General features: G+C 38.6%; 23 protein-coding genes. 16 read left to right on the plus strand and 7 right to left on the minus strand.

Annotated features, from left to right (window positions below; genetic code table 11):
- Positions 1–804: 804 nt before the first annotated feature.
- From AC33VI_RS15025 to AC33VI_RS15070, 10 genes are all read left to right on the plus strand, one after another.
- Entirely contained in the window at positions 805–3,126 is a 2,322-nt protein-coding gene (locus AC33VI_RS15025; RefSeq protein WP_491783078.1) for an ATP-binding protein, read from the plus strand.
- Complete coding sequence (locus tag AC33VI_RS15030) at positions 3,077–3,511, plus strand: response regulator (RefSeq protein ID WP_491783104.1); 435 nt, start codon at positions 3,077–3,079, stop codon at positions 3,509–3,511. The genes AC33VI_RS15025 and AC33VI_RS15030 overlap by 50 nt, the downstream gene beginning before the upstream one ends.
- A gap of 32 nt (positions 3,512–3,543) precedes the next feature.
- Complete coding sequence (locus tag AC33VI_RS15035; protein ID WP_491783079.1) at positions 3,544–4,746, plus strand: sensor histidine kinase; 1,203 nt, start codon at positions 3,544–3,546, stop codon at positions 4,744–4,746.
- A gap of 117 nt (positions 4,747–4,863) precedes the next feature.
- A complete protein-coding gene (locus AC33VI_RS15040; protein ID WP_491783080.1) occupies positions 4,864–5,280 on the plus strand; it encodes a hypothetical protein in 417 nt (138 codons plus the stop codon).
- Positions 5,281–5,383: 103 nt separating this feature from the next.
- On the plus strand, positions 5,384–5,548 hold the full coding sequence (locus AC33VI_RS15045; RefSeq protein ID WP_491783081.1) for an Hsp20/alpha crystallin family protein: 165 nt from the start codon (positions 5,384–5,386) through the stop codon (positions 5,546–5,548).
- Between the two features lie 56 nt (positions 5,549–5,604).
- A complete protein-coding gene (locus tag AC33VI_RS15050) occupies positions 5,605–5,715 on the plus strand; it encodes an Hsp20 family protein (protein WP_491783105.1) in 111 nt (36 codons plus the stop codon).
- A gap of 44 nt (positions 5,716–5,759) precedes the next feature.
- Entirely contained in the window at positions 5,760–6,359 is a 600-nt protein-coding gene (locus AC33VI_RS15055; RefSeq protein WP_491783082.1) for a GerMN domain-containing protein, read from the plus strand.
- A gap of 16 nt (positions 6,360–6,375) precedes the next feature.
- Positions 6,376–6,525 (plus strand): isochorismate synthase, encoded by a 150-nt coding sequence (locus AC33VI_RS15060; protein WP_491783083.1) that lies wholly within the window; start codon positions 6,376–6,378, stop codon positions 6,523–6,525.
- A gap of 134 nt (positions 6,526–6,659) precedes the next feature.
- Positions 6,660–8,027 carry a F0F1 ATP synthase subunit beta gene (gene atpD / locus AC33VI_RS15065; RefSeq protein ID WP_491783084.1) on the plus strand — a complete coding sequence of 456 codons (1,368 nt, stop codon included), beginning with the start codon at positions 6,660–6,662 and terminating at the stop codon, positions 8,025–8,027.
- A 92-nt stretch (positions 8,028–8,119) separates the two neighbouring features.
- Entirely contained in the window at positions 8,120–9,064 is a 945-nt protein-coding gene (locus AC33VI_RS15070) for a GUN4 domain-containing protein (protein ID WP_491783085.1), read from the plus strand.
- Positions 9,065–9,126: 62 nt separating this feature from the next.
- On the opposite strand, the gene leuC is transcribed toward AC33VI_RS15070, so the two are convergent.
- Entirely contained in the window at positions 9,127–10,527 is a 1,401-nt protein-coding gene (leuC, locus tag AC33VI_RS15075; protein ID WP_491783086.1) for a 3-isopropylmalate dehydratase large subunit, read from the minus strand.
- Between the two features lie 111 nt (positions 10,528–10,638).
- Here leuC and AC33VI_RS15080 point away from each other — a divergent pair, with 111 nt between their 5' ends.
- A complete protein-coding gene (locus AC33VI_RS15080) occupies positions 10,639–11,232 on the plus strand; it encodes a DUF6940 family protein (protein WP_491783087.1) in 594 nt (197 codons plus the stop codon).
- Between the two features lie 137 nt (positions 11,233–11,369).
- Positions 11,370–11,729 carry a hypothetical protein gene (locus AC33VI_RS15085; RefSeq protein ID WP_491783088.1) on the plus strand — a complete coding sequence of 120 codons (360 nt, stop codon included), beginning with the start codon at positions 11,370–11,372 and terminating at the stop codon, positions 11,727–11,729.
- Between the two features lie 328 nt (positions 11,730–12,057).
- On the opposite strand, the gene AC33VI_RS15090 is transcribed toward AC33VI_RS15085, so the two are convergent.
- The 3 genes from AC33VI_RS15090 to AC33VI_RS15100 form a co-directional block, all read right to left on the minus strand.
- Positions 12,058–12,234: a hypothetical protein gene (locus AC33VI_RS15090; RefSeq protein ID WP_491783089.1), complete on the minus strand. Its 177-nt coding sequence runs from the start codon at positions 12,232–12,234 to the stop codon at positions 12,058–12,060.
- A gap of 120 nt (positions 12,235–12,354) precedes the next feature.
- Positions 12,355–12,525 (minus strand): hypothetical protein, encoded by a 171-nt coding sequence (locus AC33VI_RS15095; protein WP_491783090.1) that lies wholly within the window; start codon positions 12,523–12,525, stop codon positions 12,355–12,357.
- A 412-nt stretch (positions 12,526–12,937) separates the two neighbouring features.
- Positions 12,938–13,288, minus strand: coding sequence for a hypothetical protein (locus tag AC33VI_RS15100; RefSeq protein ID WP_491783091.1), 351 nt, complete (start codon positions 13,286–13,288; stop codon positions 12,938–12,940).
- Between the two features lie 25 nt (positions 13,289–13,313).
- Between AC33VI_RS15100 and AC33VI_RS15105 the strand changes: the two genes are divergently transcribed.
- Positions 13,314–14,027 carry a response regulator transcription factor gene (locus AC33VI_RS15105; RefSeq protein WP_491783092.1) on the plus strand — a complete coding sequence of 238 codons (714 nt, stop codon included), beginning with the start codon at positions 13,314–13,316 and terminating at the stop codon, positions 14,025–14,027.
- A 95-nt stretch (positions 14,028–14,122) separates the two neighbouring features.
- Here the strand turns inward: AC33VI_RS15105 and AC33VI_RS15110 are convergent, their stop codons facing one another.
- Positions 14,123–15,316 carry an aminotransferase class V-fold PLP-dependent enzyme gene (locus tag AC33VI_RS15110; protein WP_491783093.1) on the minus strand — a complete coding sequence of 398 codons (1,194 nt, stop codon included), beginning with the start codon at positions 15,314–15,316 and terminating at the stop codon, positions 14,123–14,125.
- Positions 15,317–15,485: 169 nt separating this feature from the next.
- Between AC33VI_RS15110 and AC33VI_RS15115 the strand changes: the two genes are divergently transcribed.
- On the plus strand, positions 15,486–17,021 hold the full coding sequence (locus tag AC33VI_RS15115; RefSeq protein WP_491783094.1) for a TM0106 family RecB-like putative nuclease: 1,536 nt from the start codon (positions 15,486–15,488) through the stop codon (positions 17,019–17,021).
- 225 nt (positions 17,022–17,246) lie between these two features.
- Here the strand turns inward: AC33VI_RS15115 and AC33VI_RS15120 are convergent, their stop codons facing one another.
- Entirely contained in the window at positions 17,247–18,836 is a 1,590-nt protein-coding gene (locus AC33VI_RS15120) for a vanadium-dependent haloperoxidase (protein WP_491783095.1), read from the minus strand.
- Positions 18,837–19,270: 434 nt separating this feature from the next.
- Here AC33VI_RS15120 and AC33VI_RS15125 point away from each other — a divergent pair, with 434 nt between their 5' ends.
- Both AC33VI_RS15125 and AC33VI_RS15130 read left to right on the plus strand, forming a co-directional pair.
- Complete coding sequence (locus AC33VI_RS15125; RefSeq protein WP_491783096.1) at positions 19,271–20,239, plus strand: hypothetical protein; 969 nt, start codon at positions 19,271–19,273, stop codon at positions 20,237–20,239.
- A 118-nt stretch (positions 20,240–20,357) separates the two neighbouring features.
- Positions 20,358–21,434 (plus strand): hypothetical protein, encoded by a 1,077-nt coding sequence (locus AC33VI_RS15130; protein ID WP_491783097.1) that lies wholly within the window; start codon positions 20,358–20,360, stop codon positions 21,432–21,434.
- Positions 21,435–21,503: 69 nt separating this feature from the next.
- Here AC33VI_RS15130 and AC33VI_RS15135 read toward each other — a convergent pair whose 3' ends face one another.
- Positions 21,504–22,424: a sulfotransferase gene (locus tag AC33VI_RS15135; RefSeq protein WP_491783098.1), complete on the minus strand. Its 921-nt coding sequence runs from the start codon at positions 22,422–22,424 to the stop codon at positions 21,504–21,506.
- Between the last annotated feature and the right edge of the window lie 106 nt (positions 22,425–22,530).

The raw sequence follows: 22,530 nt of genomic DNA on the forward strand, positions 1-22,530 counted from the left end.
AAATAGAAACCATGCGAACAAATACACTGTTTTAGTTTCCTAGAGCCTAAAGCCTAAAGCCTAAAGCCTAAAGCCTCGAAACGACAAAGGGCTTGCCCGCATGTACTTTGAATCGTAAGGAAATTAATTAGAACGACTATATGCCATAGGATCGAAGCGATCGCTACCAAAAATTGCTAGATCTGGTTGTTGCTTCATCAAAGTGTCGAACTCAAATTAATACTTTCACAACTAAGAGATGGAGATAAATCAGAATGTGGTAGTTATTTGAAATCAAAGTATTGCAGATCGAGTCTTCATTTTTTCCCTAAAAAGCCTAAAAAGTTTCTACTAACTACATTCTGCTGAAGTGCTTCAAAAAATATTTTCTTCTCTCAATATTTAAGTTGACAAATTTTGCATATTTTAAACTTATCTATACAGTTATTTTAAAGCAAGGCAAAAATTAATTAATTTAGCGATCTAAATAGAAGCTTCTTGTCTATTTTTTAAGAACATAATACTTTTCTAAAGTAGCAAAAAACTTCTTCGTGACTCGCTTATTGTATAGATAGATGACATAATGTGAGCGTCAAATATAGATATTATTAGCTAGCTTACTATTTAACTGCTGAATTACTCATAAATAATGTTGTCAAATAGCGATAGCTGCAAGAAAATAGCGATCGCCCGTAAAAATATCTACTTTCAGCTTCGCTTTTAATATTGGAGGCAACGGAACGCAGTTTTACTAGCTAATATTTTCCCAAACTCAAACAGTTGTAGGGTTTTGGCATATAACAAGCAAAATACAGGAGCAAGACAGTGAAGGATGCTAACATCAAATTCGCCAATATTACTACCATCGATGAACTAGAGAAGCAGGCAATTCATACCTCTAGCTTGATTCAACCTCATGGCATAGTGTTGGTGCTTCAAGAACCAGAATTTGAGATCGTCCAAGCTTCAACAAATTGCCATTATGCTTTTGGGGTACGCGCCCAGGAAATAATTGGTAAAACTTTAGAAGAGCTTTTTGACCCTTTTCAGTTCGATCTAATTCAAAAAGGTATCAATCAAAATGATTTAGATTTTATCAACCCAACTAAAATGTGGGTCAGAAAAAATGGTGACGAATATGCAGTTTTTGATGGAGTCTTTCACCGCGATCGCGATGGAATTTTAATTCTGGAATTAGAACCTGCCGAGTCTCAAGAAAATATTCCATTTTTAAGTTTTTATCACCTAGCTAGGGCATCTATTGAGCGATTAGAAGCGACTGCTAGTCTGAAAGATTTTTGTCAAATTATCGTGCGAGAGGTACGGAAAGTAACAGGGTTCGATCGCGTGATGCTCTATCGCTTTGATGATGACAATCACGGGGCGGTAATTGCCGAAGAAAAGTTACCCCATCTAGAATCCTATCTCGATCTACATTTTCCCGCCTCCGATATTCCCAAGCCAGCTAGAAAGTTATTTAGTTCCAACTGGATTCGCCTGATTCCCGATGCTTACGCCGAACCAGTAGAACTGTATCCTGCCAAACATCCGCGCACCAATCGTCCTATAGATTTAACTCTTTCGATCCTGAGAAGTCCTTACTCCTGCCATTTAGAATATTTGCATAACATGGGTGTTGGGGCTTCTCTAACTATTTCTCTGATTGAAAATGGCAAACTGTGGGGGTTAATTGCCTGCCATCATATGACTCCCAAATACGTTCCCTACGAACTGCGTAAAACCTGCGAATTTTTAGGACGGGTAATTTTTGCAGAAATTGCTAACCGACAAGAAAGCGAAGACTACGATTATCGTCTAAAGCTGAGTCAATTGCGATCGCAGTTAATCGATAACATCACTCAAGGGGAAAACTTCGTAGCAGGACTAGTTAAAGAAGAGTCTGATTTTCTGGATCTAACGGCTGCTACGGGGGCAGCAGTTTGCGTTAACGGCAACTGGACTTTAGTAGGGGAAACTCCTGAAGAAGAAGAGTTAAACTTTTTGGTGCAGTGGTTGTATAAAAACATTAAGGAAGAAGTCTTTACCACTAGTTCCCTGGCAGAAATTTATCCCGAAGGGGAAGCATACAAAAATGTTGCCAGTGGATTAGTGGCAATGGCAATTTCTCGTCGCAACTATGTCCTTTGGTTTAGACCTGAAGTAATTCAAACCGTAAATTGGGGTGGCGATCCCAACCATGCCTATCAAATAATCAGTGAAGAGGGAACACAGCGTCTGTCTCCGCGCAAATCTTTTGAATTATGGAAAGAAGAAGTGCGTCTGACCTCTTTGCCCTGGCAAGCTGCGGAAATTGACAACGTGCGAGAATTAAGACGGGCGATCGTTAATGTCGTACTTCGTCAGGCGGAAGAATTAGCCTTACTCGCCCAGGATCTAGAACGTTCCAATGCAGAGTTAAAACGCTTTGCCTACGTTGCTTCTCACGATCTACAAGAACCTCTCAATCACGTTTCTAATTACGTTCAGCTATTAGAAATGCGTTATAGCGATCGCCTGGATGAAGATGCCAAAGACTTTATCAACTTTGCAGTCGGTGGAGTTAGCCTGATGCAAACTTTAATTGATGACGTTTTAGTCTATTCCAAAGTAGACACCCAGGGTAGCGAATTTACGATTACCGATGTGAGAATATCTTTAGATCGAGCTTTAACTAACCTCCGCAGACGTATCGACCAAACCCAGGCACAAATTAAAATTCTCAATTCTCTACCTATATTGCGGGCAGATAGCACTCAATTAATGCAGCTATTTCAAAACCTGATCCTCAACGCCCTCAAATTCCGTAGCAGCGAACCTCCCCAAATTGAGATTGGCGCAGAACGGCAAGAAGATGAATGGTTGTTCTGGGTAAAAGATAACGGCATCGGTATCGATCCCCAATTTAACGAGCGCATCTTTGTCATTTTCCAACGTCTTCACACTCGCGATGAATATCCTGGTACTGGTATGGGATTGGCAATCTGTAAAAAAATAGCCGAATGCCATCGCGGAAAAATCTGGGTCGAGTCAGAATTAAACCAAGGAGCGACTTTTTACTTTACGATCCCCGTAGGAGGAAGCGAACGTGACTCTAGAAATGGAAGAAAAGCCAAAAACTATTCTGTTGGTGGAGGACAATCAAGCTGATATTCGGCTGATTCGCGAGGCATTAAAAAATAGCGAGATTACTTACACAATGGAAACCGTGAGGGATGGTGTAGCAGCTATGGCATATTTGTACCAAGAAGGCGAATATGACTCCGTTTCCCGTCCCGATTTAATTATTTTGGACTTGAATTTACCCAAAAAAGATGGTCGTGAAGTGTTAGCAGAAATCAAAACCAGTAATATATTAAAGCGGATTCCTGTCATAGTTCTGACTACCTCGAAAAATGAAGATGACATTTTCCAAAGCTACGAACTCAACGCTAATTGCTTTATTACTAAATCTCGCAACCTCAGCCAACTGTTTACCATTGTCAGACGTATTGAAGAGTTTTGGCTCTCCACTGTAACCCTGCCACCACAGTAAAGCTCGAACATTATCAACAGAGCGACAAAATTATGTCTAGTAGTCCAATTGAGCAATCGCCTTCTCCAACAACTAAATTTCGTGAGATTTCAATTTTGCTGGTCGAAGACGACCTTGCTGAAGCCAGGTTATTAGAAGAAATTTTTAAAAGTTTTAATTTGCAACGCTTTGTGTTAACTCATGTGAGGCGATTGCAAACTGCAGTCAACCGTTTGCAAGCCAACACATTTGACCTAATCTTGCTAGATTTAACTCTACCAGACAGTCGGGGATTAACTTCAATAGAGTTGTTGGTTAACAACTTTCCTCACCTACCGATCGTAGTTTTAACCAATACTAACGACGATCGCTTGGCAATTGAAGCCGTCAGACAAGGAGCGCAGGATTATTTAGTCAAACGGGAGATTAATATCGATGTTTTAGTGCGATCGATTCATTATGCGATCGAACGGCAGAAAGCTGCGGATATTCTACGAGAAACAAATGAAAATCTCACCGTTCAAATTCAAGAAAAAACTCAGGAGTTGATGAAGGCAAAAGAAATTAACCATTTCCAGTCAGAATTAGTTTCGATGTTTTCTCACGATTTCCGCAATCCTCTGACTACGGTATTGTCCTGTACCGAGTTGCTCCATAATAAAAACGATTTTCTCAGCGAGGAAAAAAAAGTTTATTTGTTTCAGATGTTACGCAATGCGAGTAAAAACATGGTGCAGCTTTTGGATGAAGTACTATTAGTAGGGCGAACCGAAGCAGATACGTTTGAATGTCATTTAACCGAGTTAGATCTAGAATTATTCTGTTTGGAACTAGTAGAACAACTTCAATTTAACGCCAACAAAAGAAACATTAAAGTTGTCTTTGAAGCCCAAGGGCAAATTAAGCGAGCTAGCTGGGATGAAAGTTTATTGCGACACATTTTGGGCAACATATTAGCAAACGCGATCAAATATTCTCCCGATGACGGTAAAGTTTTATTTAAACTAATACCCAAAGAAGATCGCATTTTATTTACGGCTCAAGATTGGGGGATTGGCATTCCTCAAGCAGATAAAGAGCGACTGTTCGAGCCGTTTCATCGCGCCAGTAACGTAGGCAGAATTCCTGGTACGGGCTTGGGTCTGGCGATCGTTAAAAGCTGCGTTGAGGCTCATCGAGGAAGTATAAAGGTTGAAAGTCAAGTAGATTCAGGTACGACTGTCACTGTAAGTTTGCCGTTTTTGTCAAACAATTGAGTCGGTTGTAGAACTCATTGTAAAACTCAATTTAAAAACACAATTGCCAACACCCCTCACAAGTTCTTCAACCCAATAAGATAATCTCTAAATATATTGAGATATAGGAGATTATCTATGGTTATAAAAATTAGTTTTCCTTGGATCTTATATTTTAAACAGTTGTTTGCTGTCAATACCTACGTTAGATTTATCAATCCTTTCAACTTTTGGCACAGACACAAAATCAAACATCTAGAAAAGTGTTCGGAGCTAGATTTAATCGAACATCTGGAACGATGCTATCAAAAAAAGTGTCCGCAGGCGAAAACCAGAAACTGTAAAGTCGAAACAAAGCAAAAAATTTATCTAGCCAAGCTCAACTCTCCAGAACCTATACCCTGTAGGCAATTGTTTGTTGTTTGGTCCAGGGAAAATTTGAAGTATCGAGGTATCGAATACAGTAAACCGAAAATAATCGGAATTTACTTCGATCGCATTGCTCTAGATTCCCACTCAAGCCAGATAGACTATCCTTTGACTCCTGACTTCTGACTCCCCATTCAATTTTCCTCACAAATTCCTCAAAAAATAAGCGTAGTTTAAAAATAGACCAGAAAAACTAGTTTTGTTTTTATTCAATCAACAGGAGGTAATAATGAATGAATCAGAGCATACTTGGTGTCCTGCAATCGAGTTCAACGAGACTGAAAAAGATCTCATCTTGAAAGCAGAGCTACCTGGAGTAGAGATCAGACACTTAAACATTAACGCCGAACCAAAGTCAATTGCAATTTCTGGAAACCATCCCACCATAAATTAATCAAAGAAAAAGAATTAATTCCTTCGCAACTTCACTATGGCGAACTTAACTGCAATATAGATTTACCCACAAAAATTAAAGTCGATCGCATTCGCGCCGAGCTTGTTAGTGGTGTTTTAACTGTAACCATGCCCAAAGCGGAAGTAGCAACTACTAATATCAAATAGTTTTAGCTGGAGTTGCTGCAATTAAAGCTAAGAGGTAAAACAAGATGAAAGTACACAACAGATCGTCTAATTCCATACCGATAATTGTTGGCTTATCTCTGTTATTAATTGGAGTAACTCAAATTACGGCTTTGTGGGCGTTGGCTAGAATCGTTGCTCCCAGCTTGCTCAAAACACCTGTTTTGGAAAAGGTTCAGCCAGCTAAGTTGAATCCTCAAATCTATCAATTAGAAGTAGTTGATAATCGTATTCGACTAATACCCAAGACCGTACATACTACTGCGACTTCTCCTCGGCTTGTCTTAAAACAAGTGGTAGATGAACTGTTTACTCAGTCTTCTATTTTAGACCCCACCACGACAATTCCCCAGGGAACGCGGTTGCTAGATCTACAAGTCAATGATAAAGGTATATTTTTGAACCTATCGGGTGAATTTGCTCTAGGAGGGGGAAGTAGTTCGACAATCTACAGAGTAGGGCAGGTGCTTTATACAGCAACCAGCATCGATCCTCAAGCATCTGTATTTTTATCAGTTGAAGGAAAACCTCTGAACGAAGACTATCCTTTGGGCGGAGAAGGATTGCTGTTAGACTATCCCCTTACCAGACAACAATTTAATCGAGATTTTTTATTACAAGAATAATTAGGAGGTAATTTATATGAAAATTTTTACTTGGATCAAAGATACAGTTGAATCAGTTTGGAACGGAGTCGCTAATCTATTCAAACCAACCAATGATGATTACCCATCTACAGGAGTGCAGCCTTACAGTGGCGATCCTAACAAAGATAACGAACAGTATTACTAATTTCTTCTAGATAGAGTGTTGGATAACTCCCAAGGGCAAGCCAGTAGTAATATAACCGCTGGCTTTTTTTTTATCTTTAGTTGTTAGTTGTTAGTTGTTAGTTGTTAGTTGTTAGTTGTTAGTTGTTAGTTGCTATGGTTAATCAAGGCAGTGTTATTTCTATTCGTGGTAGTGTAGTTGATGTCTGCTTTCCAAAATGTTTGCCCGAACCAAAATACTTATTAAAAGCGGGCGATAATGGCAGAGTAGCCTTAGAAGTCATGACTTATCTCAGTTCGGAAATAGTCAGGACGATCGCCCTAACTCCCACTCAAGGACTAGCTAGAGGTTCGCAAGTTATCGATACTGGTCATCCTTTGCAAGTACCTGTAGGGAAAGCTAATTTAGGCAGGATGTTTAATGTTTTTGGCGAACCAATTGATGGTTTAGAATCTTTATCCGATTCACCTAGGCGATCGCTCCACGCCGATCCGATTCCTTTAAGCGATCGCGCTACTACAACGGATATTTTTCTCACGGGAATTAAAGCGATTGACGTTCTCGCACCTTTGGAAAAAGGGGGAAAGGCTGGTTTATTTGGCGGTGCGGGGGTGGGTAAAACGGTCTTAATTACAGAGTTAATCCATAATGTCGTCAGTCGCTACAAGGGTGTGAGTATCTTTTGTGGTATCGGCGAGCGATCGCGGGAAGCAGAAGAACTGTATCGGGAGATGAAAGAGGCAGGAGTGTTAAACAACACCGTGATGGTATTTGGGCAGATGAACGAATCTCCTGGAGTACGCTTTCGGGTGGGACACGCAGCCTTAACCATGGCGGAATATTTTCGCGACGATCTCCACAAGGATGTTTTGCTGACCATCGACAATATCTTTCGCTTTATTCAAGCAGGTTCGGAAGTTTCGGGCTTAATGGGACAATTGCCCTCCAGGGTAGGTTATCAGCCAACTTTAGCCAGCGAATTAGCGGAACTAGAAGAACGGATTTGCAATACAGCATCGGGTTCGATTACTTCGATTCAAGCAGTATATGTTCCTGCCGATGATATGACCGATCCTGCTGCGGTACATACCTTTGCTCATCTTTCTGCTTCTATTGTTTTATCCCGCAAACGAGTCAGTGAAGGACTCTATCCCGCGATCGATCCCCTCCAGTCGGATTCCAAAATGCTGACTCCGCAAATTGTGGGCGATCGCCATTATCGTATTGCTCAAGCTGTTCGCCAAACCCTAGCTAACTATGAAGAACTAAAAGACATTATTGCCATGTTGGGATTAGAAGAACTGGCACAAAGCGAACGCAACATCGTCTACCGCGCCCGCAGATTAGAAAGATTTCTCACTCAGCCCTTTTTTACCACCGAACAGTTTACGGGGTTGTCAGGGAAAATGGTAAGGCTTGAAGATGCTTTATCGGGATGCGATCGCATTTTAAATGACGAGTTTTCTAATATTTCCGAACAGTATCTTTACATGATTGGCACTGTAGATGAACTTAGGGGATGATTGAAGAAATGAATATTTTAAATTACAAATTAATTACAATATATAGCCATCCCTCGTTGAGATGACCTCTGAAAGAGAGAGGGGACAGACAAATGTTGAAAAATTCCTTCAGCTTCGTTATTGGCATAGCAGCTTATCTCTGTATTTTGGGAAATACGAGCTACATCCAGAAATCGCCTTTGTTATTTAGAGAAGAAAATTCTAATTCTGCAAGTCAAATCGCAAAATTGGCTAAGTGCACCAAAATTTCTGCCAAAAAGACTTTAGAAATATCTTCTTACAGACATTTAGAAAGCCTACTCAAAGCCCAACAATGGCAAAAAGCCGATCTGGAGACTTTGAATCTGATGCTCAAAGCCAGAAATCGGCAACCAGATGAGCTACTAAGCAATCAGGACATAGCATACTTTCCTTGCCAAGTACTCAGGGAGATAGATCGCTTGTGGGTAGAATATAGCAATGGGCATTTTGGTTTTAGCACTCAAGTTAAGATTGATAATCGCTGTACCCAGTATTCTGATTTCTACCCTGCTGCTTATAGATGTTTTGCTGCAGAAGTCGCATGGTTGAAAAAGGATCGATGGATTGATTATTCACAAGTCAAGTTCGATATGTCTGCACCATCTGGTCATTTGCCAGCAGTTTACTTAATGCTTTTTGGTAGGACACAAGAAAGATGTCCTCAAGAAGGCGAAATTTCAGAACGAGAAATCACTTCAGTAGAACGAGAATGTCTGGGGACACAATTGCTATTGGTTTATGGAGGACCACTATCATTAGTTTATACTCCTTCATGCCAAATAGAACTTAGTGAAGATACTCCAGGAAGTCTGAGAAATGATGCTACAGCCTATTACAATCGGGGTAATGAGCGTTATGAATTAAAGAATTACCAAGGTGCGATCGATGACTATATTCAAGCACTTGCCATCAATCCCAATTTACCTCAAGTTTATTACAACAGAGGCAACATCCAGCGAAAATTAGGAAATTATCAAAAAGCGATCGAGGATCTTGATTGGATAAAGTCGAGTTAAGAGCGATCAATGTTAAATATTAAAAAAATCTATCCAAGTGAGATTTCCCGTTTCTCAAGTCTTTACAATTCACGAACGTCGCTGACTTCACCTTTAACGGCTGCTGCCACTACCATTGCAGGACTCATTAAAAGAGTTCTACCAGTAGAAGAACCTTGACGACCTTTAAAGTTACGGTTAGAAGAAGAAGCACTAATTTGATCTCCCTGTAGTTTGTCGGGGTTCATTGCCAAGCACATAGAACATCCTGGTTCGCGCCATTCAAACCCAGCTTGCTCAAAGATTTCGTTCAATCCTTCGGCTTCGGCTGCTTGTTTGACTCTTTCCGAACCTGGAACGACAAAAGCTTTAACTCCCGATGCAACATGATGCCCTTGGGCTACTTTGGCAGCTTCCCGTAAGTCGCTAAGTCTGCCATTAGTGCAACTACCAATAAAGCAAACATCAATTTTTGTGCCTTTAATGGGTTCGCCAGGGGTTAGTTGCATATATTTGTAAGCTTCTTCGGCGATCGCGCGATCGCTTGCTGCGAGAGTTTCAGCGACGGGAATAGTTTCGCTAATGCCCAATCCCTGTCCTGGAGTGATACCCCAAGTTACCGTAGGTTCTATTTCTGCTGCATCGAATTTTACGACATCGTCATATTCCGCATCTTCGTCGCTGCGAATGCTTTGCCACCAAGCGACGGCTTTGTCCCAAGCTTCTCCTTTGGGGGCAAAATCTCGGTCTTTGAGATAGGCAAAAGTAGTTTCATCGGGGTTTACATAACCGCAGCGCGCCCCCCCTTCGATGGACATATTGCAGACAGTCATTCTTTCTTCCATACTCATGGCTTCAAAAGTAGTTCCTGCAAATTCGTAGGCATAGCCCACGCCACCTTTCACTCCTAGTTTGCGAATGACATGGAGAATTACATCCTTAGCAAAGACACCATGAGATAGTTTGCCGTTGATTTCAATTTTGCGTACTTTAAGTTTAGCTAGGGCTAGAGTCTGAGAAGCCAAAACATCCCTAACTTGAGAAGTGCCAATGCCAAAAGCGATCGCGCCAAATGCTCCGTGGGTGGAAGTGTGGGAGTCACCACAGGCGATGGTCATTCCTGGCTGAGTTAAACCCTGTTCGGGGGCGATAACGTGGACGATACCTTGATTTCCCGAACCGACGTTATAAAATCTGATGCCATAGTCTTGGGTATTTTTTTCCAAAGCTTGCATCATCTCTTCTGCCAAGACATCGGCAAAAGGACGGGCTTGATTTTCTGTAGGAACGTTATGATCTACTGAAGCTATAGTGCGATCGGGAAACAATACTTTGAGATTTCTTTCGCGCAGCATGGCAAAAGCTTGGGGGCTAGTTACTTCATGAATCAGATGAAGACCAATAAATAGTTGAGTTTGACCAGAGGGTAACGTTCCTACGGTATGTAAATCCCAAACTTTATCGAATAATGTTCCCTTACTCATATAACCAAATGCTGCCTCTTGGCATTATCAAAAAAAAGTATCCGTCGTATATTCTAGCGTCAGACGGAAGTAAGATTTCCAGATAATGTCTATTTCTATATAAAGTTTGATATGTGGACGGCTAAATACAAGCTAATTGATTCCGATAATGTGTCTCAAATATCTATCTTGCAAAGGGATTGCATTATTACCTATGCTCAAGTTATTCAACTGTGGCAAGAAGATTTTAATTTCAGAACTTTCTTTATATCTTTATTAGCCAATTCTCCTTACCAAGCCTATTTTTGGGAAACACCACCGATAGATCGAGTGCAAGTCAATCGCCCTTTCGAGTTTGTCTTAGTCAATAATCCTCGATTGGCTACAGTCAAACCCAACTACCGTAGCTTTCAGCAGTATTTTAAATCCGAACAAGAGGTGGTTACCTTTGCTAATTTGCGAAAAGATGCCTTCTTAGTCGTACCTCGCCCTCTAACGAAAGAGTCATCATACCCTCATATTGCAGCGTTTGTTCGCAACGCACCCGAAGAACAACAACATCTATTGTGGCAAACTCTAGGCAAAGAAATTGAATTAAATCTCAGCCAAAAGCCCCTTTGGGTTAGTACTTCTGGCTTAGGAGTTTATTGGTTGCATATTAGATTGGATTCTTACCCTAAATATTATTCTCATAAACCATATACAGCCCTAAAAAAATCTAACTAATTCCATAATTATTGATGATGGTAAAAATGATTGGGATAATATTCCTTTTAAATCTAAACTAAGGCGATCGCTCTGGATTAAAAAGCATTTTCTTGCCTATGATTATCGGATTTCATCTTAAAAATAAGAATTAAAACATGAACCAAAAAGTTATTCTCAATAGTGGTGATGGGGCTTGGGCTTTTCAAGAATTAGCTGAAAGTTTGGCAGATCATTTTAAAGTTGAGATTTCCAATGTTCCTGAAGATTTTAATTACGTTCTTAGTTGGGATGAGGCAAATATTCAGGCGATGTCTTCGACTAGCTTCGCAATCGTATCTAAAATGTTTATTCCTTGGCAGATTATTAAACTAGCTAGCGATAAAAGATTATTAGTCGATGTTTTTATCAGAAATAAAATTGCTATTCCTGAAAATCATTTAATTGATACTCATCAAGAAGTATTAGATTTTCTGCACGATACAACCGAACAATGGTGTTTAAAATATCCTATCTAAACTAATACTGTTTCTGTTTAATTTGGTAGATGAAAAATAGTAAATAATAGAAATCCTCCCAAACCAGTAAAGTAAACTGTTGAAGTACCTAAAAGAAGTTTAAGATCTAAAGACACAACCAAAAAATTTATCACCAAACTGGCTGCAACTAGATTCATTGTTTGAAAATTAAAGCCAGACGAGGGAATTTTTAGTTTTACCGTATTGTCTGTTCTTTCAATAAAAATTTTAGAATTGACGGGTTTGAATCGCTTTGAAGTAGCTGAGTTGCTGTCGCGATCGCTTTTAATTAAATTAGACCTATTTGGAGTTTTCCCCTTAAGATATTTTAAAGCTGCTGTGGCGGAATTAAATCAACTTCCTTAAACGAAACAACCTTGATGGCAACATTTCGCCCCTGGTTTAAATCTTCGGCTATGTAAGTAACTCCCGTACCACCTTGACCCAATAAATTGATAATTCGATATTTATTGGCAATTTCATCTCCAGGCTGATGTCTTGTCATCGATCGCACTAATTTTGGCTAATTAAATTTCTTTACCACCATGCTTTATGAAATATCCAAATGTCATCGATCGCGATCGCAATTCTATTTTTGATTGTCTTAGAAATGCGATCTATAAAATTATTTAGCCAATAAATTAACCATCTTAACTTTAGTAAATTTGCTATATCCAGATAATTTGCGTTTCTTGGCTATTTTCTTTAATTCTGATGTGCTTAAAGTATTTAAAATTTTTGGGTCTTTAATATCGTCAGGCATTGTTTGGGGAGTCAAATTAAAAACTTGTTCCAATGCTTTTAATTTCTTACCTGCGGTAATACCACATTATATTGAGTTAGTTAGTAATAATGTTGATCGCTCTACTAATAAAAAAAATCCAACACTATTAAATCTATGCTGGATTGAATAAATAATTGCGATCGCTATAACAATGAAGTTGAATTAAATAATTAAGTTACTTTTTGTCAATGAGAGTAAATGCTTAATCAACAAGGATATGTGTCAATTTTGTTCATACTTTTATTTTATTGGGAATTTCTTTAGGTAGCGATCGCCAAAATTTTTATCAGTCATTGGATTTCAAGATTTGACTGGCAATTAAGAGGAGAACCTGCTTTGGTTCACTTTCCGATTAAACGGATTAAAAGTAATTAGCAAATTAATTTACAAAAAGTAGTTAAATAGGGATAATCCACTGAGTTTTCTAATTAATATTAGGAGATCTTTCGATCGCGGGAAGGAGGGTTTGTTCTGTAGATCTTTCTCTCTTTTCTCGTTCGATTTTTTCTTGTTCCAGTTGATAGGGCTTTTTATTCAATCCCAGTCTATTAATCAGATAATAAGTGCCAATACCAAATATTAGTCCGATCGCCAAACCAAAGGCAATTAATTGCAAAAAGATCTTTTCTAGTTGTTTTTTGCGCAAAGCTACATTTTTTGCCGATAAATTAGCATCAATATTGGCTAAATTTTTGTCCGATTCTAAGTCCGAGGCAGAATATTTAGAATTACCTTGGAGATCCCGATTAAAATTGTCTTGTGGTGGTTCAAACATAAATCAAAATTTCTGTTAAATTGTAATGAAAATTTTAGTTGTTGATGACGAACAAGAAATAGCTCAATTAATCGAGCAAACTTTAATTAGAGAAGGTTTCTCTTGTGAAATTGCCAACGATGGTTTGAGCGCGTTAGAAAAGTTCAAACAGCAACAACCCGATGTAGTAATTCTCGATCTGATGCTTCCTGGTTTAGATGGACTGGAAGTATGTACTCGCATTCGCCAGCAACCCTATGATAAAGATCCTTATATTTTAATGCTGACTGCCAGAGGAGAAGAAATAGATCGGGTAATCGGACTATCTACGGGGGCAGACGATTATTTAGTTAAACCATTTAGCCCCCGCGAGTTGGTTGCCAGAGTTAGAGCTTTGTTAAGACGTAGTTTGCGCCACGAAATTCAAGATACTTCCCAAACCTATCGCACCAAACATTTTACGGTTAATGTAGATAAGCATACTGCTACCAGACAGTTAAATAGTGTCACGGATGAGTTGGATTTAACTACTCTAGAATTTAGCTTGCTATCTACCTTTCTCAGCTATCCTGGTCGAGTTTGGAGTCGCGCCCAATTGATCGATAAGCTTTGGGGCAATGACTTTTTTGGGGATGAAAGGGTAGTAGATACCCATATTAGAAGGCTGCGGAAAAAGATCGAGCCAGATTCTGCCAATCCTACTTTTGTCAAAACTGTAGTGGGAGTGGGTTATAAGTTTGAAGATGAAGCTTCTATATAACCTGCAACCCATAACCACTAACTACTGTACGGGCTGCTGGTCAGCATTCCCTTCGGGGTCTGACCATTTCGCGAAACGCCCCTAACTACTAACTACTAACCACTAACCACTAGCTTACTTATAATTTCAATCAAGCGATCGCATTCTTCTGTCAGAGTAAGATAATGGACGCAAGCGCGGATGCAGTCTGGATCGGCAATCGTCCGCAAGAGAAAGCCTTGTTTTTCTAAATCGGCAACTAATTTTAAGTGATTTATTCCTGCCACTGTAAAGGAAACTAATCCCGCTTCGGGGGGAGTATTTTTCAGGCAAGTAACGGGATCTATTGTTTGTAATTTATTCCAGAGATATTCGCTGGTTTGGCAAATTCTTTGATATCTTGCTTCAGAATTACCCCAAGATTGGTGTAAGGCGATCGCACTTCTCAATCCTTCATATTCGGGATATGCCGAGGTAGCGACTTCGTATTTTGTACCGTCTTGATTCCAAGCAATAGGTTTGCCCTGTTGGTACATTTCCACGCTGCGCCAACCGATAAAAGTAGGATGTAATTCGGCAAAAGCTTCTGAACTGACATATAATCCGCCAACCCCCGCAGGACCACAAAGCCATTTATGTCCTGTAAAGGCGTAGTAGTCTACTTTTAAACCTGGAAGATCGAGATCTAAAGAACCGACAGATTGGGCGGCATCTACCATCAATCTAACTTTATATTTGCCTTGATAGTTGTGACAGGCTTGAGCTATGGCTTTGAGGGGTAATACTTGTCCTGTATTCCACAGTAGATGACTTAACACCACCAAGCGGGTATTATTTGTTAGGTGATCTTGAATGATTTCTGTCGGATTACCATCGTTTAAAGTAGCCATAATCGGGCAAATTGCCACTTCTACACCAAAACGTCGAGTTATTTCTTCAACGGTAGCGATAATCCCTGGATGTTCGCAATCGGTCATCAAAATGCGATCGCCTGGCTGCCATTCGATGCCCCACAAAGCAATATTGCAACCTGCGGTAACATTTTCTGTAATCGAAATAGTTTCGGGAGTAGTTTTTAATTCCGTTGCGATCGCACTTCTCAAATCTTGAACTTTATCAGTTAGCCAACTATTGATTCCCCCAGAAAAAGGTCCTACTTCTTGAATATACTTATGAGTATTGATGATTGCGGAGAGTGCAACCTCTGGCATCGTACCTTGACCGCCAAAGTTAAAATAGGTTTTGTTAGCCAATCCAGGGAATTTTTGACGATGTTCTTGGAGATTGGTTGAGGATAAACTATTATTCATATAAAAGTATCTAAGTATCTTGCTCTGTAGCGAACTTTTGTTAGTATACCGATATTTCCATTCAATATTCAGCAGCACAATTTTTGGGGAAGTAAAACTGTTGCAAAATGAAAAACAGTCAATTCTTCTTTCTTTGGTTAACCAATTTTTATTGCTTCCCCGTCCATAAATGTTAATTTCCGACCATCTATTACTAAATTATAAACGCTGCCATCGTCGTACTTTTCTAGAGATTTATGGCGACAGACAAGATAGAGACCGCGACAAAGATTTTTTACTGAAGTTAAAACGAGAAAATCAAAGTCATGTTGCTAGTGTCATTCAGAATCGTCACTGGAATTGCCAGCAACCAGAAGCTTTACGGAAAGATTGGCAGTTGAATTCAGCCCAAACTATTGCTTTGATGAAAAAAGGTGCTGACTATATTATTCATGGTAATTTGAGTCTCGGTTACGATCGATGGCAAGAGGCATTGATTTGTCAGATTCCAAGCGATCGCTTAACCCCCAAACAGCAACAATTTTTACAAGATATCTTTTTTACCGCTGCACCAACTTTATTCGTCAAACAGCCAGGAGAATCTATTTTTGGCAATTGGGAATATATTCCCGTTAATATTAAACTCGGTCGTCGAGCTAAACCCGAATATAAGTTAATTGCTGCTTTCCATGCGCGGCTTTTAGGTATTATTCAAGGCAAAGTTCCCCAGCAATCTCAATTAATTTTAAAAGAACAAAACGATTATTTGATTAAGTTAGATATTTGGCTGACTAAAATGGAAGATTTTGTTGCTGAATGTCTGATGATGTTAGCCGAGAAACAAGAACCAGAAGTTTTTATTTCCCGTCAAAGGTGCAATCTTTGTAGTTGGTATAAACATTGTTATCAAATAGCCAAAGCAGACAATCATTTATCTTTAGTGCCAGGAGTAACTCCCAGAAGATATGAATATCTCCAAACTATTGGCGTTGATAGTTTTGAATCTTTGGCAACTACTCCAGAAACTACAATAGCTGAGATCGTCGATCGCGATATTGCCCGTCAATTAAAACAACAAGTTAACTCGATTAAAAGCGAGCGTCCTCTAGTTCGATCTAATTTCGATCTGGTTAACACTCAACCCATTCCTTCGGGAGTTTATGAAATCTATTTTGATATTGAAGCTGAACCAGAAAGACAAATTGATTATTTGTTGGGAGTTATTTTATTAGATCGCACCACTAATACAGAATCTTTTCATGCTTTTATTGCCGAAAAACCAGAAGATGAAGGCAAAATTTGGCAAGAGTTTGTAGATTTTGTCAATCTCTATCCCGACGCGCCCATCTTTCACTATTCTGAATACGAACTAGACACTATTATACGTTTGGCTAGTCTTTACAATACGCCAAAAGCTATTACTCAAGAAGTGGTTTCTCGCTTGGTAGATTTACATTTATGGGTGATGGAATCGACGATTTTTCCTGTAGAAAGTTATTCTCTCAAGGCGTTAGCTAATTGGATTGGTTTTCATTGGCGAGAAGCTTCGGCTAGTGGCGATAGTGCGGTATGTTGGTACGATCGCTGGCTGACTACTCAAGATCGTGCTTTATTAAAATTGATTCTAGATTATAACGAAGATGATTGTCGTGCAACCCGCTATCTGAAGGATTGGTTATTAGACTTTCTCGAATATCAACGGAATTTGCTGCTGGTTAGTGGTTAGGGATGATATCATTTCAGTTTTTAACCAAGACACATCATTTATCAGTTTTAGCTATTAGCCTTTAGCTATTAGCTCTTAGCTTTAAGTTATCTGTCTTAACTAAAAAGTAAAACGATATGAAACCGTTCTCACAAGGGTAGGTTTTTAACTAAGGGACGAGTAGGCACTTTGATTTAGGTCTAAAAGAGGGAATAATAGTGTTTAAATATACCTAAAAGTAGCTGACTAAATACTCTTCTTATCTCCTTGTCCCCCTGTCTCCCAGTCTTCCCATCCACCATTAAGATAAAATTGAGTTTCATCGTACACTGCATCACCTACTTCGCGACCTAACAACCTACCATTGAGATCCCCATCGGTAAAATGAATTCCACCATAAAGTCGGGAAATCCCTGCTTCGTCTGCTGCCGCGCTGAAAGTATCCCACTCTAAAGTTACCGTTTCTTGTGGCGTATAATCTGGTTCAAATCGAGAAGATCCTGGTGCAAAAGCGATCGACGCACCAAATTCATCACTACCAGTAATCAATCTTAAAACTTCAGCAGCAGCAGCACTAAAAGTACTATGCCCCGATGTATATTCAGCAAAGGGAGGAGAAGGATCGCTATTGGGAGTTTGATAGGTCACAAAATCTTTGGCTAAAATAGTTTGAGTGCCTAAATTTGGCTGCCAAGCATCGATCGCATAACCTCCCAAAGATTGATTGTATTTCCCAATTAAACCCAACTCTCCCAGTTCGAGAATGGTTCTGACAGGACGGGCATAATTGTAATGGGTTTTAGCCTTCCAACAAGCAATACCAGCATCAAAGACAGCATTACCTAGAGTAAAGAAAAGTTCGACATCTTCATCCAAACTATGGTTATCTCTAGCCGAAACATACTGCCCAAATGTCATCCAAGTACCAGGAGGGAAAGACGTACCGCTGCCATCTTCCCAAAATTCGGCAATTAGTTTTTGTTCGTCGGTTAATTCGGCACTGTAGTTAACTACTTCTTGGGCTTGGTCGATAAATTCAGGATTGATAATCGTACCGATTAAATTACGGTCTATTTCTACTATTGAACCATCGGTCAAAGTAATGGTCTTCTCTGCTAAATTGGTTTCACCTTCTATTAATAGAAAAGGTTCGGGAGGTTCGGGAACTAATTCTTTGGTTGCTTCGGCAAAGGGGGTGACATCGCCCCAATGGGGAGTTAAAAACTTCTGTAATTGAGGTTTTTCGGTAAGAGATATATCTTCAGGTGTCCAATAGTCGAGATCTACAATACTGTTGGCATCGTGATTGATGTATTGATAACCGCTAATATCGGAATAAGGCTTGCCTTCTATCCCTGAAATATCTTTCCCTAGTTGGTTAGAACCATCATCGTAATGGGTATGCAACAAATAATTAGCAGCGAAAGTGCCTATTCCCTCTGGGTTGGTAAGATCTCGATAAACATCTTCAGAGTAATCGTAACCGAGATCTGTCATCAACTCCTCAAACAGAAAAACCTGTTCGGGAAATAGATCGCTGGCTACTTCAAAAGCAGCATAGCTGATTGCTTTGTGTTTATTAGTTGGGGTATTTTCCCTTTCAGGACGGGAAAAGCGATCGCCGTAAGTTGTCGCGATCGCCACTGGATCGTAAGTTGCCCAAGCATCAAAGATGGCGGCGTGGAGAGTACTATAAGCACGAGAAGCAATGGTAGGACCTACTTCGGTATCAATTACTGCTTGTTGAATTGCTCGATCCCATAAGACTGAAATTGTAGGATCTGAGTCGTTGACGGTTACTAATTGCGTGTCTGGTTCTAGAATTAGCTCAACCACAATATGTCCCTAGAAAATATATTTATTTCATCCAAAATAATTTATTTTCATTCTTTGTGAACTCAGTATTTTTGCTGTATATGCTTTGGTGTTGATTTAAAAATGGTTATTTTACTGAATTCCTCATTACCAAATTTTTAAGGACTTTTTTCTGAAACGTTTTTTTCTGTCAAAACTCATTACTCATTACTCGTTGTTATGTCAATGATTCTTCTCTACATCCCATATGTAGTCTGTGGTTAAGATGGTTTACTATCTAGCTGGAAAAAGTTGAAAAAAAAATCAATAAAATGATTGACTTAAAAATCAATTATAGCTATGATAATTATATTGTTGATTTTTAAATCAATTTACTTGTAAAGAAAATCTCTCAATTCCAGTCTGGATAAAACTTACAGAGGTTTCAATTAGTTTAAAGAATCTGAAGGAAAATTATGAACCAAACGAATGTCAAGGATAACAAAGATGCCATCGTTGCAGCATTTGGGCAACTATTAACTCAGTATCAAAAAAATGAGTCTAAAATTGCCACCAAAGAAGAAGAAGCAGAAAAAAATAAAAACCAACAACTATTAAATAAGACTTTAGATTATACCGTTGATAATATTATTAACGGGATGGCTTCTTTACAGTTAAGCTTTGGTAGCGCGGTCAACGAACTAGCCGATAATCTAACTATTGAATCTAATAAATTAGAAGAATTACAAAAAGCGATCGCCGTTGAAAAAGAATATTTAAAACAATTAAATCAAGTCCGTTTAGTTGCTGATGCCCTACATATTTTAGCAAGAGAACATCAAGAAAAAATCTCTTCTTTACAAGCTCAAACAGCAAGAGAAAAAGAAACTATTGAAAAAGAAATGTCTCAAACCAGAAAATATTGGGCAAAAGAGCAAGATGAATTTGAAACTAGAGTCAAAGAAGCAGCGGAGTTATTAGCCAAACAAAGAGAACAAGAAGAAGCAGACTATCAATACGAATTAGAACGACAAAGAACCATCGAACTAGATGAGTATGAAGAAAGCAAACGTTTGCAGGCTAGAGAATTAGAAGAACAGCAATCTATTAAAAATAAAGATTGGACAGAAAGAGAGAAATATTTAGCAGAAAATAAATCAGAATTCACTAAAAATAAATCAGAAATTGATGGCTTTGAAGCCAAGCTTAAAGAAGAATATAACAAAGCTAAGGGTGCTGCTATTAAAGAAGCCGATAATAAGTCTAAAGTTGCAGCAGAACTTCAAGAAAAAGAATGGGCTGCTAACCAACAGGGATACGAATTAAAGATTGAATCTTTAACTTCAGTAATTGAAAGACAAACGGAACAAATTGCTGAAATTACGTCACAATTGCAAGAAGTTAATACTCAAGCTCAAAACTTAGCAATGCAAGCTTTTCAGTAACCTATCACCTATAACGGTTATGGCTGGAATGGTTGACAGTTAACGCGCAACATAAATTATTGTCACCAATACCTATAACAACTAATAACTAACAACTAACAACTAACAACTAACAATCATGGCAATTAATTCTAAAAGCACCAAAGCAGAAATTTTAGCAGCATATAAAGAACTAGAAAAACAAAAGAAAAGTTTAGAAACAGAACTAAAAAACAAACCCAAAGCTACTCCCACAAACAATAAATCTAATCCTCCAGTAGCAGTCAGAAAAGTAGTTCCTACGACTACGAAAAGTAATCATCAAGATATTTCTAAAACTATTCAAGCTTTAGCAGAAATTCAAAGTAGTTTTGGTGGGGCAGTCAGTAATTTATCAGAACAACTAATTGCCGAAGCTACAGAATTGGCATCGGTAAGAGAAGCGATCGCTTTAGAAAAACTAGAGTTAAAAGAATTACATAAATTAGAAAAAATAGAAGAAACAACGATCGACGAACTAATCGAAAAATATCAAACCGATGCTAAAAAATATACCGAAGAATTTAGCGAACAACAGGAAAGCGATCGCCAAGAATTAGAGACTTTAAGACAGGCTTGGGCAAAAGAAAAAGAAACTAAAAGTAGATTTATTAAAACTAGAAACGAAGATCATCGCAAGAGCCAACAAAGAGCTAAAGAAGAATACGAATATAACCTAGATTTGACTAGAGATTTAGACGAAGAACAATACAATCAAGAAACCAAACTCAGACAGCAAGAATTAGAATTAGCGCGGGAAACTTTAGAAAAACAATGGCAAGAAAAAGAAACAGAAATTGCCAAACTGGAAACAGAATATGCTGAAGCAAAAGAGAAAGTAGCTGCTTTTGCCGAAAAATTAAAAGCCAAAATCAAACAAGGAACAGAAGAGGGTAAAGGGATCGGTGCTTATCAAGCTAAAGTTAAAGCCGATTTACGCGCGAAAGAAATCGCTGGAGAAACTAACAATTACGAATTGCGAATTGAGTCTTTAGAAAGTACTATTAGACATCAAGCAACTAGAATTAGCAAGCTATCGCAACAGTTAGATGCTTCTCTACAACAAGTTCAAGATCTAGCAGTCAAAGCCATTGAAGGTTCTTCCAATCGCAACTCTTTTGAAGCCATGAAAGCGATCGCCATGGAACAGGCTAAAACCCAAACTAAGGGTAAATAAGTTTTTCAAAGATTAAATTTTCTAGGGTGTATAGGGATAAGTTAGCTTATCCCTATTTTCTTATTTTAGTTAAGGATGAATGCAAGGGAGAAGGTAATCAGAATTGCGATCTTGCTTAACAGAATCATCTACTCCATCCCAATATAGAGAATAGCTACCCAATCTTTGTGCCAACCTAGTAGTCATGGGTGCATATTTTTCCATTAAACATTCTTTTAATTCAGGAGAAATCTTTTTATTAAAGGAAGCATTGACTTTATTAGTATTATTGATTTTTTCTACAGGTAGAGGAGGAATTTCTAAGAAATCAGTAATTCCTGAAATCAAACCTATGGGATCGGATTTTATTGCATCATAAAAACAGACTAAAATTTGACTCGAATCAAAATATTTTAAATACCGATTTAAAGTACGCTCGTAATTACTTCGTAATTCAAACTGAGTTTTGTTAGCTGTATTCATTACCTCAGTAACAGAATCAAGGTTGTGTTGCCTTTTTCCTCTCTGAAGGCTATATTTGGCAGCAGACCAAGCTCGATCGATTGGATTTCTCAGGATAAAAATCAGCTTCATGTCGGGATTAATTTCTTTAATTAAACTAATCTTCGATTCGTCTAAAGTTGAATAGGCAGGAGTAATATCACCGCAGCACTTATAAGATTTACCTGGAAGAAATAATTGTCGATACCAAGTTGCATCCAGCTTACCAAAAGTCCAATGCAACCACCAAGAAATACCCGCAAAGTTTCCAGCAGAAATACTTTTGGCAATACTTTTAACCGTGGAAATAGTTCTTGCTTTTTCCCACTTATTATTTCCTAAAACTCGTGATTTTATTAAATTTAAACCTATTTTATTTTGTTGGCTAATACGCTCTAAATCTAAATCAAAAAAATGTAATTCTTTAACTGGTGGCAACCAAATATCAGGGTGACTCATTAGTTGTTGATATAGCCAGGAAGTACCTCCTTTCTGGGCACCGATTCCCATAAAAGTTGGTCGATTATAATTCATTTATTGAATGATTTTTAAAAATACAAGAATTATTATCCCAGATACTGCTTGTAAAGCAAATACTAAACGCAGCAAAGGTGAC

This window comes from Waterburya sp. (assembly GCF_058530065.1).